This window comes from Clostridium sp. (genome assembly GCF_029258205.1).
Classification (GTDB): Bacteria; Bacillota; Clostridia; order Clostridiales; family Clostridiaceae; genus Sarcina.
This window is the reverse complement of record NZ_JARHZJ010000065.1, coordinates 1-12,197: the sequence shown is the minus strand read 5'-3', so window position 1 is coordinate 12,197 and position 12,197 is coordinate 1. Positions and strand designations below refer to the sequence as shown.

Annotated in this window: 8 protein-coding genes and 1 tRNA gene; all 9 read right to left on the bottom strand. The window is 27.6% G+C overall.

The genetic code is table 11. The features are described 5' to 3' along the window. Window positions 1-174: 174 nt before the first annotated feature. Entirely contained in the window at window positions 175-1,281 is a 1,107-nt protein-coding gene (glgD, locus tag Q1J60_RS08380; protein WP_300260758.1) for a glucose-1-phosphate adenylyltransferase subunit GlgD, read from the bottom strand. Between the two features lie 29 nt (window positions 1,282-1,310). Beyond that, on the bottom strand, window positions 1,311-2,477 hold the full coding sequence (locus Q1J60_RS08375; RefSeq protein ID WP_300260755.1) for a glucose-1-phosphate adenylyltransferase: 1,167 nt from the start codon (window positions 2,475-2,477) through the stop codon (window positions 1,311-1,313). A gap of 212 nt (window positions 2,478-2,689) precedes the next feature. After that, entirely contained in the window at window positions 2,690-3,133 is a 444-nt protein-coding gene (locus Q1J60_RS08370) for a hypothetical protein (protein ID WP_300260752.1), read from the bottom strand. A gap of 390 nt (window positions 3,134-3,523) precedes the next feature. Beyond that, the gene (locus Q1J60_RS08365) at window positions 3,524-5,959 is read right to left on the bottom strand and encodes a glycogen/starch/alpha-glucan phosphorylase (RefSeq protein ID WP_300260749.1); all 2,436 of its coding nucleotides are present in this window, start codon (window positions 5,957-5,959) and stop codon (window positions 3,524-3,526) included. Between the two features lie 29 nt (window positions 5,960-5,988). Beyond that, the gene (gene glgA / locus Q1J60_RS08360; RefSeq protein ID WP_300260760.1) at window positions 5,989-7,419 is read right to left on the bottom strand and encodes a glycogen synthase GlgA; all 1,431 of its coding nucleotides are present in this window, start codon (window positions 7,417-7,419) and stop codon (window positions 5,989-5,991) included. A gap of 41 nt (window positions 7,420-7,460) precedes the next feature. Further along, a complete protein-coding gene (glgB, locus tag Q1J60_RS08355) occupies window positions 7,461-9,488 on the bottom strand; it encodes a 1,4-alpha-glucan branching protein GlgB (RefSeq protein ID WP_300260747.1) in 2,028 nt (675 codons plus the stop codon). Window positions 9,489-9,722: 234 nt separating this feature from the next. After that, window positions 9,723-9,872 (bottom strand): hypothetical protein, encoded by a 150-nt coding sequence (locus Q1J60_RS08350; RefSeq protein ID WP_300260744.1) that lies wholly within the window; start codon window positions 9,870-9,872, stop codon window positions 9,723-9,725. A gap of 126 nt (window positions 9,873-9,998) precedes the next feature. After that, window positions 9,999-11,321, bottom strand: a complete 1,323-nt coding sequence (locus tag Q1J60_RS08345) for an APC family permease (RefSeq protein WP_300260741.1) — start codon at window positions 11,319-11,321, stop codon at window positions 9,999-10,001. Window positions 11,322-12,071: 750 nt separating this feature from the next. Further along, a tRNA-Ala gene (locus Q1J60_RS08340) sits at window positions 12,072-12,147 on the bottom strand. Window positions 12,148-12,197 lie beyond the last annotated feature (50 nt).

Genomic DNA, 12,197 nt, shown 5'->3' with positions numbered 1-12,197 from the left:
AATTACTTTGTTTAGAAGAAACCTCTCCTGGCTGACTAGACATAAAAAATATAAAAGCCATCCAGAATATAATTAAACTCCATGCAATTATTCTTTTTCTTTTATTATCCATAGCATCTCCTTTTCTACATTTGTATAAATTAAATTTAAAGGATGCTATGATTTATTGCAAGTTTATAGTATATTAAGTTTACTTAAAACCATAGGGCAGTAGTCAAGACCTATTATTTTCTCATCATCTCTTATTACAGCCGCCTTATCTGTTATTATTTTATCTAAATAGGCATTTTCACCTATAACAGTTTCTTGCATTATGATACAATTTTTAACAATTGCATCAGTGCCTATATAAACTCTTCTTCCAACTATACAATTTTCTATTTTCCCTTCAATATAAGAACCATTTGCTATTATTGAATTAGTTACTTCACTATTTTTAGTATAATGGGTTGGACCTTCATCTCTAGATTTAGTGTATATAGGATTATTATTTATAAATAATTCTTTATACACATTCTCATCTAATAAATCCATGTTAGCTTTATAATAAGATTTTAGTGAATTAACGCAACTTAAATAACCTTTAAATTCAAATCCCTTAACTTTCATTTGACCTAAGAATTCATTTAAATAGCTCTTAAACTTTCTATGTGCCCCTTGTCTTATACATTCATATATTATTTCTATGAGAAGATCTGTTCTTAATATATACATTTCCATACTTATATTACTTTCCTCTTCTCTCCCTAAATTTTTTCCTATACTTTTTATAAGTCCACTTTCATCAAAATTTAAAACATCACAATCAATAAAATTAGAATCTGCATCTTTAACTTTTTTATATATTACTGTAACATCATTATCATTTTTTTTATGATATTCTAAAGCTTCCTTCAAATTTATATTACAAATCATATATGATGGTGATATAATAACATATTCTCTTCTACTTTTTGTTAAAAAATCTAAATTCTCATAGAGATTAGTTATATCGTCGTAATATGGATCTCTTTCACCAAAGTTAAATACTCTTAACCCATCTCTTTTTCTGTGTAAATCCCATGGTCTTCCATTAGTTAAATGATCTACTAATGAACGTGATTTATTTTTGCTTAAAATACCTAAAGATTCTATTCCTGCATTAGTCATATTAGAAAGTATAAAATCAATTATTCTATATCTTCCAGCAATAGGTACTGCTGCTAAAGGTCTATTTTTTACTAAGTCTCCAACCCTACTTTCATTCTCATCTAAATTTATTATACCTATACAATTATGCATGAACCATTCCTCCTCTCATATACATATTTTTACTTTACAATAGCACATTCTTTAATTATTTCTTTATTTCCTATAACAATCTCTTTAGATGCTATAACTGAAATTTTATCTCCATTACCTATTTTACACCCCTTACCTACAATAGCTTCACTACCTATAATAGCTTTTTCTATTATAACCTCATCATCAATTCTCGTATTTGGCATTATTACAGAATCTTTAACTATAGCTCCATCTCCTACATAAACACCTTGGAATAAAACTGAATTTTCTACTTTACCATGAACTATACATCCTTCAACTGTTAATGAAGACTTTATTTCTGCATCTTTTCCAATAAATTGAGCAGGTCTAACAGGATTGGCTGAATAAATTCTCCATTCACTATCATAAAGACTTAATTCATCTTCATGATTTAATAAATCCATATTAGCTTCCCACAGACTTTCTATAGTTCCAACATCTTTCCAATACCCCTTAAATGGATAAGCTATAAGTCTTTTACCTGCACTTAACATTTTAGGAATTATGTTTTTTCCAAAGTCATTACTTGAATTTTGGTCTAATTCATCATCTTCTAAAAACTTCTTTAAAACTTTCCAATTAAAAATATATATTCCCATTGAAGCATTTGTACTCTTTGGATGTTCTGGCTTTTCCTCAAACTCATATATTGATAAATCTTCATTTGTATTCATTATTCCAAATCTACTCGCCTCATTTATAGGAACATTTATTACTGCTATAGTAGCATCTGCTTCTTTCTGCTTATGCATTTCTAACATTTTATCATAATCCATTTTATAAATATGGTCTCCTGATAGAATAAGTACATACTCTGGATTATATCTTTCAATAAACTCAATATTTTGATATATTGCATTGGCAGTGCCCTTATACCAATCTCCACCTTTTTCTTTTTGATATGGAGGCAATATACTTACCCCTCCATCTCTTCTATCTAAATCCCATGTATCACCAATACCAATATGTTCATTTAATTTTAAAGGCTTATACTGTGTTAAAACTCCAACAGTATAAATACCTGAATTAGAACAATTACTTAAAGGAAAGTCTATTATTCTATATTTCCCTCCAAAAGGAACTGCTGGCTTTGCTAGATTCTTAGTTAACACACCTAGTCTAGATCCTTGACCTCCAGCTAATATCATTGCAACTATCTCTTTTTTTGACACAAGTTACCCCTCCAATATATACCTTTAACCCCATTAAATGTTATATAAATTATAGCATAATTATAAATTTAATAACAAAGAGTACTAAAAATCTCTCTTCTTTCTATCACTCAAACAAAATATTAATAAAATAAAATCTTTTTCTTTAATTTAAACACTAATAAAAAATATTAATGTCAAAAATAAGAATATTAAATTATTTTTCTAATAATTTATTTGCTTTCTGATAAAAATTGATTTATATATGCCATAGATTGTTCTATCAATACTTGACCACTTCCTAAATTTTCAACATCTAGTTCAAGATTGCTTATTCTTTGTTCAATCCTATAAACAATATCCTTTACATCATTTAAAATTTTAGATTCATAAGATACTTGATTTCCATCAGCATCAACAAAAATATTTTCTGGTGGATTTCCACAAACAATGCATTTTGCATATATAGTATTACTCTCAGTATCCTTAAAAATCTTAAAAGTATCATTATTACAACTTGAGCAAGTAGATAACATCAAAAATGAATTATTCTCAATTTCATACTTATACTCACTATTACACTCTTTACATACAACACTCATTTCACCATCATGACTATTTATATAAAAAGCATTTCCATTACATCCCTCTCTTTTGCATACTATTGTTCTTATCATATTATCCACCTCCATATATGGATTAATATGATTTTTTTACTTAGAAAATACCTCTAATTAGTTAAAATTTTATATTTCTTTTATCACCATCAATATAATTGGTTATAGAAATTAATTTATATAGTAGTTAATCTTCTACATCTAATTTCAAAACACTAGCCCTAATCTAAAACATTTAGCTATTATTTAAATTTCATTATTTACTATATAATCTCAAAAAAACTTTTAAATAATCTTTTCACTCTAAACTTAAACTTAGCAATGTATAAAAAATAAAACCAGTAGAAAATTAAATTTCTACTGGTTATTTTTATTAAGAGCTTTCTCAATAATTTTACAGAATTATAGTTTTGATAAAGCCTTTTATGAATTATAAATTATTATAAAAGTCTATAAATTTTTATATATTACTTTTGAACCCCATATTCCTGTAGCATACTCAGCTATGGTTCTATCTGAAGAAAATATACCTGAATGTGCTATATTTACTCCACATTTTCTTTGCCACTCTCTATGATCTCTATAAAGTAAATCTACCTTATCCTGCGCTTTTAAGTATGAATCAAAATCCTTTAATACAAAAAACTCATCATTATAGGTTAATAAATTATCATATACACTTCTAAACTTATTCCTATCATTAAAGTAAGCTCCATTTATTAAATCATCTGTAACTTTAATTAACCTATTATCATTATTTCTTATATCCCAAGCTGAATATCCACCTCTAGAGTAATAATCAAGAACTTGATTTTCTGTTAATCCAAAAATAACAATATTGTCATCTCCAACTTCATCTCTTATTTCTATATTAGCTCCGTCTAAAGTTGCTATGGTAACTGCACCATTCATCATAAACTTCATATTAGAAGTACCTGAAGCTTCCTTAGTTGTAGTTGAGATTTGTTCACTTAAGTCTGTAGCTGGAATTATCTTTTCTGCAAGAGAAACTCTATAATTTTCTAAAAAAACTACTTTTATTTTCCCATTAATTCTTTTATCATTATTTACTCTCTTTGCAACAGCATTTATTAATTCAATAGTATTTTTAGCTAAATAATATGCAGGTGCAGCTTTACCTGCAAATATAAAGGTTCTTGGAGCTATATCTAAATTAGGATTTTCTAATAACTTATTATAAAGATCCATTATTCTTAAACAATTTAAAGTCTGACGTTTATATGCATGTATTCTCTTAACTTGCACATCAAAAATTGAATTTGGATCAACCTTAATTCCTTGGATATTAAAAATTATCTTAGATAAATTCTCTTTATTTTTCCTTTTTATCTCTCCTAACCTTTTCAAAACATAATCATCATCAATATATTTCTCAAAGTTTTCCATATCTGTAGGATGCTTTATAAACCCTTCTCCAATTGTTTCTTTTAAAAGCTTAGTAAGTTCAGGATTGCTTTTTAGAAGCCATCTTCTATGCGCTATTCCATTAGTTTTATTATTAAATTTACTTGGATAAAGATAATAAAAATCACTCATCTCTTTTTTCTTAAGTATTTCTGTATGCAATTTTGCAACCCCATTTACACTATGGCTACCTACTATTGCAAGATTAGCCATTCTAACAAAGCCATCTCCTATTATAGCCATCTTAGAAATCTTATCCCATTGACCAATATACTTATGCCAAAGTTCAGCACAGTATCTTTCATTCATTTCTTCAACTATCATATATATTCTAGGAAGAAGGTTCTTAAACATATTTATTGGCCATTTCTCTAAAGCTTCAGATAAAATAGTATGATTTGTATATGATATTGTATTTGTAGTTATTCTCATAGCACTCTCCCATGAAAGACCCTCTTCATCTAATAGAATTCTCATAAGCTCTGGTATTGCTAATGTAGGATGAGTATCATTTATATGAATAGCAATATATTCATCAAACTCTTCTATTTTTCCACCATTTTTCTTATAATGTCTAACTATACTTTGAAGCCCTGCTGACACAAAGAAATATTGTTGTTTTAATCTAAGAAGTTTTCCTTCATACATTGAGTCATCTGGATACAAAACCTGTGATATAGCTTCAATAGAATTTCTATATTCTATTGCCTTTAGATATTCACCTCTATTAAAATAATAAAAATCAAATTCATTATCTACTGGCTCTGCACTCCATAATCTTAAATTATTTACTACATTATTTTCATATCCAACAATAGGAGTATCATAAGGAACTGCTAATATTGGCTCATAATTTACATGAGTAAAAGTTAACCTACCATTTATGTTTTCACACTTAATATTTCCACCAAACTTAACTATTTCTGCTTTATCTGTTTTTTTAACTTCCCATACATTTCCGTTTCTAAGCCAACTATCTGGAGTTTCCACCTGTGATCCATCAATTATTTTTTGATTGAAAAATCCATATTTATATCTTATGCCACATCCATGTCCAGCTATATTTAAAGAAGCCATTGAATCTAAGAAACATGCTGCTAATCTACCTAATCCACCATTTCCTAACCCCTGATCACTTTCAAACTCTTCTAATTCTTCTAGATTAATGTTTAATTCATTTAAAGCTTCCATGCATATTTCTCTTATACCTAAGTTTAGTAAAGCATTTCCTAAAAGCCTTCCTAATAAAAACTCCATAGAAAAATAATAAACTTGTTTTTGTTTTAAATTCTCATATTTTTTTTTGGTATTTATCCAATCTTTGGCAATATAATCTCTAACTAAGCTACCAAGTGCCTCATACTTATGAGCAGTTTGTCCTTCATCAATTTCTATATCGTGAAGTTCTAAGAATTTTTTTTTATAATCTCTCTTAAAAGTTTCCTTATTTATAGATAGCATATACTCGCCTCCTACAAACTTGATTAAAACTACTTTATTAATTCTTCATATAATTCCTTATATTTTTGTGCTGACTTATTCCAACTATTATCAGAATCCATAGCTTGAACAATCAGTGATCTCCAAATCTCCTTATTATCATATGTTTCTAAAGCTAATTCAATAACATACATCAAATCATTATGATTATAATTTGTAAAACTAAAGCCATTTCCTATTCCATTATATTTATTATATGGATGAATTGTGTCCTTTAATCCACCTGTTTCTCTAACTATTGGAATAGCACCATATCTTAATGCTATAAGTTGTCCAAGTCCACAAGGTTCAAATAGTGATGGCATTAAAAAAATATCTGAAGATGCATATATTCTATGAGCTAATACATTATCAAACTTTATATTAGCCGATACCTTAGTTGGATAAATCTCTTGTAAGCCTCTAAAGTGATTTTCATAATTATAATCACCTGTTCCTAATATAACAAGTTGAACATTTCTTTGAAGTAATTTATGTGCTATGTTAACTATTAAGTCACATCCCTTTTGATTTGTAAGTCTAGATACAATGCTTATCATGGGTATATTTTCATTTATCGGTAAGCCTAATTCTTTTTGAAGAGCTAATTTATTTAATACTTTATCATCTATATTTTGTACTGAGAAAGTTTTAACTATTAAACTATCATTATTAGGATTAAATTCGTCATAATCTATACCATTTACTATTCCTTTTAATGCATATTCTCTTTCTCTTAATAACCCATCTAAATTTTCTCCAAAGTAAGGAGTTTGAATTTCCTTGGCATAAGTTTCACTTACAGTTAAAATCCTGTCACTATAATTTATAGCACCCTTCATAAAACTCATTCCACCATAAAACTCTAAGCTACCATTTATTATTGGTTCATAATCATATCCAAAAAGTTCTGGTAAAATATCCGCTGAAAAATTTCCTTGGAATAAAAGATTATGAATTGAAGTCACAGTCTTAATGTCCTTATAAAATGGATCTTTAGAATACTCTAATTTATGAAGAACTGGTATCATTCCTGTTTGCCAATCATTACAATGAATTATATCTGGACACCAATTAATCTCTTTTAAGGTTTCTAAAACAGCTCTATCAAAGAAGGCAAACCTTTCATCATCATCACCTTCACCATATAAACCGTCTCTATGAAAATAGAACTCACTATCTAATAAATAGTATATAACCCCATCACATTCACACTCATATATTCCACAATATTGCTTTCTCCAGCCAACAGGAACCATAAACCATTTTTTAAAACTAAGCTTTTCTAAAAAGTTTCCTTTTATAGCACTATATTTGGGTAAAATTACTCTTGCATCTATTCCCTTTCTTCTAAGCTCTTTAGGCAATGCTCCCATTACATCACCTAGTCCTCCAGTTTTTATAAATGGATTTGCCTCTGATGTTGCAAATAAAACTCTTATCACTTTAACCCCTCCAAATAAAATATCTTCCCTCTTATCTTTTATTCAATATATTTATCTTGTTTTTCTATTTTTTCCGTTTCTTTTTTATCAATTATTCTTTCAAAAATAGCTACTGCCATTGGTGGAACTTTTATAGTTAAAGTATATGGTTGATTATGGCACCACCCTTCTATTGAGAATAAGTTTTCTTTAATAACTTGTCCAGAACCACCATATTCTTCTTTATCTGTATTAAAAACTTCTCTATAAACTCCTTCTTCAGGAACTCCTATATTAAAATCATAATAAACCATTGGAGTAAAATTACATACAAATATTTTATATTTTTCTATTTTTTTACTTTTTCTTATAAAAATATATATGCTTTGTTCATTATTATCAGCATCAATCCATTGAAATCCATCCTGATCATAATCTAATTCCCAAAGCTCAGGAGTATTTTTATAAAAGTTATTTAAATCCTTAAAGAAATTATGAGTTTTTCTGTGCATTTCAAATTTATCAATTAATTTCCACTCAAGTCCTTCATATTCTCTCCATTCTATGAACTGACCAAATTCGCATCCCATAAAAATAAGTTTTTTACCTGGATGACCATACATATATGCCATATACGCCCTTAAATTAGCAAACTTATTCCAATAATCCCCACACATTTTATCTATAAGAGATTTCTTGCCATGAACAACTTCATCATGAGATATAGGTAATATAAACTTTTCTGAATGATTATACATCATAGGAAAAGTTAATTTATTATGATTATACTTTCTATATATAGGATCTAAATTATTATATTCTAGAGTATCATTCATCCATCCCATATTCCATTTAAAATCAAATCCTAAGCCACCATATTTAGAATCATTAGTTACATTAGCCCAATCTGTTGATTCTTCTGCAATTGTAATAACTCCTTTGCTATAGTTTTTTATAGCATCATTAAACTCTTTTATAAACTTAATAGCTTCTAAATTTTCATTTCCTCCATATATATTAGGAATCCACTCTCCATGATTTCTTCCATAATTTAAGTAAAGCATATTAGAAACTGCATCAACTCTTAATCCATCTATATGAAATTCATTTATCCAATAAAAAGCATTAGAAATCAAGAAACTCTTTACTTCTGGTCTTCCTAAATCAAAATTAAAAGTTCCCCACCCTCTATTATCAGCCTTCCAATTTTGCTCATACTCATAAGTTGGTGTACCATCAAACATATATAATCCTTGTATATCCTTGCAAAAATGACCTGGCACCCAATCTAAAATAACTCCTATATCCTCCTTATGAAGAGCATTTATTAACCTTTTTAATCCTTTAATACCTCCATATCTACTTGTTACTGAATAATATCCTGTAACTTGATATCCCCAAGAAGCATCTAATGGATGCTCATTTAATGGCATAAATTCAACATGAGTATATCCCATTTTCTTAACATACTTAGGTAAAATTCTGCTAAGTTCATCATAAGATAAAAACTCATCCTCTTCTTTTCTTTTCCATGAACCAAGATGTAATTCATATATATTGATAGGACTTTCAAAATAATTAGTCTCTTCTCTTTTATTTAACCATTTTTTATCCGTCCATCTTATTTTAGTTTTTTCACATAAAACAGAAGCAGTATTAGGTCTTACCTCTGAATAAATGCCATAAGGATCAGCCTTTAATACCACCTTTCCATCTTCATGTTCAATATGATACTTATACTTACTCCCATCTTTGAATCTAGATACAAAGATGCTCCAAATTCCTGCTTCATTTATTCTCTTAAATTCATTTTCTTCTTTTAGCTCCCAGTTCGAAAAATCACCAACTAAAAAAATACTTTTTGCTCTTGGAGCCCATACAGTAAACCTTACTCCTCGTTTTCTATTTTCACTAGTAAAATGAGCTCCCATAAAACTATACGCATTATAATTTTTTCCTTCATGAAATAAGTATAAATCTTCTTTATTAAAAATCTTATTTTTTAATTCTGTTTTATATTTTTGTTTTTTTTTAAATCCAACAGGCTGTTTCTCTAATTTCTCATCTTTTAAATCTGATAAAGTCATCATAATTCTCCTTTCCCTTTGTAATATAAATAAAAAATATTATTTATATAAACTCAAAACTAATTTTTTAATTAAATTGTTATCAAATAAATATCTCAAAAATAAACCACATAATATATTAATATATTAAATGTATTTTTTTACCAAAACAATATTTAAAAATTTCATATTGTTAAAGAGTTTTTATAAAAAAAAGCTATGAAAGAGTAATTACTCTTTCATAGCTTTCAAATATCAATCCTTTGATTTAATTTTCATAATTTCTTCTTCTAATTTTTTTATAAGATTATCAATCTCTTTTGTATCTTTATTGGCTAAAATGAAATTTCTTTTTTTAAGTTTTAACTCAACTAATTCCTCTTCTAAAGCTTCTACTTTTGCCATCCCAATACACTCCCCACGCAATTTTCTGTACCATAAATAATATAACACCAATTTCAAAACTTATATTTATTATATAATAAATTAGTCAACATTACATAACAAATTTGTTAAATATCAAAGTTCAATTTATCGGAAGTGTTTTTTTATGCTCATATAACCATAAATCGGAACTCCTAGTAATATTAGAATAAATCCATACATTACAATTTCAGCTCCTGAAGCATATATTGCCCAAATTGCAAAAGCAAAACCTATTAAACATCTTATTATTAAACCTAAGTGTTTTTTAAAAGTAGGTTTTTTATCTTCTTTAACCATAAGTATTATTTCTGCAATAGTAGATATTGCATATATTGGTAAGTAACTTAAAGTAGCTAATACAACTATAAAGTTATATGCTCCTGCTAAACCTTTAGTAAAGTTCATTAAGAATATAATATTAATAAATATACTACCTATTATTAATGCTACATGTGGTGTATTATACTTAGGATGCACCTTAGCAAATATGCTAGGGAAAATTCCATCTTCTCCAGCAGCATATCCTACTCTAGCAGTTGATAATAACCATCCTATAGCAGTTCCTAAAATACTAATAGCTATAGCTATATTTAATAAATCTAAACTCTTTAAATTTAAAACTTTAACTATTATATCAGAAATAGGTGCTGTACTTGACGCTAATTCATTTTGACTCATAGCTCCCATAGCTACAACACTTATTAATATATATAAAATAGTACTAATTAACATACCAAGTATAGTACTTCTCTTAACATTCTTTTCAGGATCTTTTATTTCGCCTCCTGCTACAGATGCAGTTTCTAAGCCCATAAATGCCCATAAAGTTAAAGAAGCTGCTACAGGAACAGTTGAAATACCTTTTCCTTGTGGAAACATTGGTGTTAAGTTTGAAGGATCAAAGTAAATCAATCCAATAACTATAAAGAATATAAATAATAAAACTTTAAAAACAGTTATTACTGAAGTTACTCTACCTGCTAGCTTTGTTCCCCTTATATTTATATATGTACAAATCCATAAAATAGCTGAACAAAATAAGAAACCTGCTATTGGTGAATTAGTTAAGCCTGTTATAACTTCACCTAAATAAGTAGTAATAACTATAAAAATAGTTGCATTTCCAATCCAAGATCCATTCCAGTAAAGCCATGCAGTCATAAATCCCATAAAGTTTCCGTAAGCTAATCTAGAATATTCATAAGTTCCTCCTGTCTTAGGAATCTTTGAGCCTAAATTAGCAAATGTTAATGCTAATACCAAAGAACCTAATCCTGTTAATAACCAAGCCATTATAGTGGAACCAGGACCAGATACAATGGCTAAACTGGCTGGAAGCATAAATATCCCAGACCCCATCATATTACCAACCACCAAAGCTGTAGCAGTAAACAATCCTATTTCCTTTTTTAATTTAGGTTTTTCCATTTTTAATCCTCCTAAAAGCAAATAAATCCAAAATATTAACTTTAACTATACAAAAATTAGTTTATACTATTTCAATAATTTTATATAGATATATAATCCCAATTAAAATTTAAATACCATACCTTTCTCCATTGTAGTATAAAGCTTTAAGTAAAATTCACATTAAATGGCACTTTAATCATCTAAAGAAATTCTAACAAAAATAACTATATAACTTTAAATCGCTAAAGTTTAAAAATTATTTTAATAAGTTTAATTTAAAGTATATATAAATAAAATACTTACTTATAGAATACTATCTTATTACTTTATCTTGAGCTTATTACTACTCCTTAGATTCTCTTAATATAAAACTTATAACAATAATCAAAATTTAACTTTCATAAATAATTATAAATAAAAACATGATTATTTTCTATAAAATATAAGTATTTATGCATTATTTTTTGTAAAAATACTTTAAACGTAGTTTGCACATATTTACTCAATTATTACTCTAATTATTTTTAATTACATTAAATCTTTATTTCTTCTACTCCTACTTAAAACTTTTTAACATCTATAATATTAAAAAATACAAAAATTAGAGTCATTTTTAGAACATGACTCTAAAATTACAACAATTTTTTAAAATCTTACTAAATAATCAATATGAAATTTTATCATAAATGACCTTATTATTAATATCTTAGATAAAAAATCTTTTATTTTATAAATAAAAAAAGCTATGAACTTTGTTCATAGCTTTAATGGTGGAGGTAAGGAGATTCGAACTCCTGACCCCCTGCGTGCAAGGCAGGTGCTCTCCCAACTGAGCTATACCCCCAAAAATGGTGGACCTTCAGGGACTCGAACCCCGGACCTACCGGTTATGAG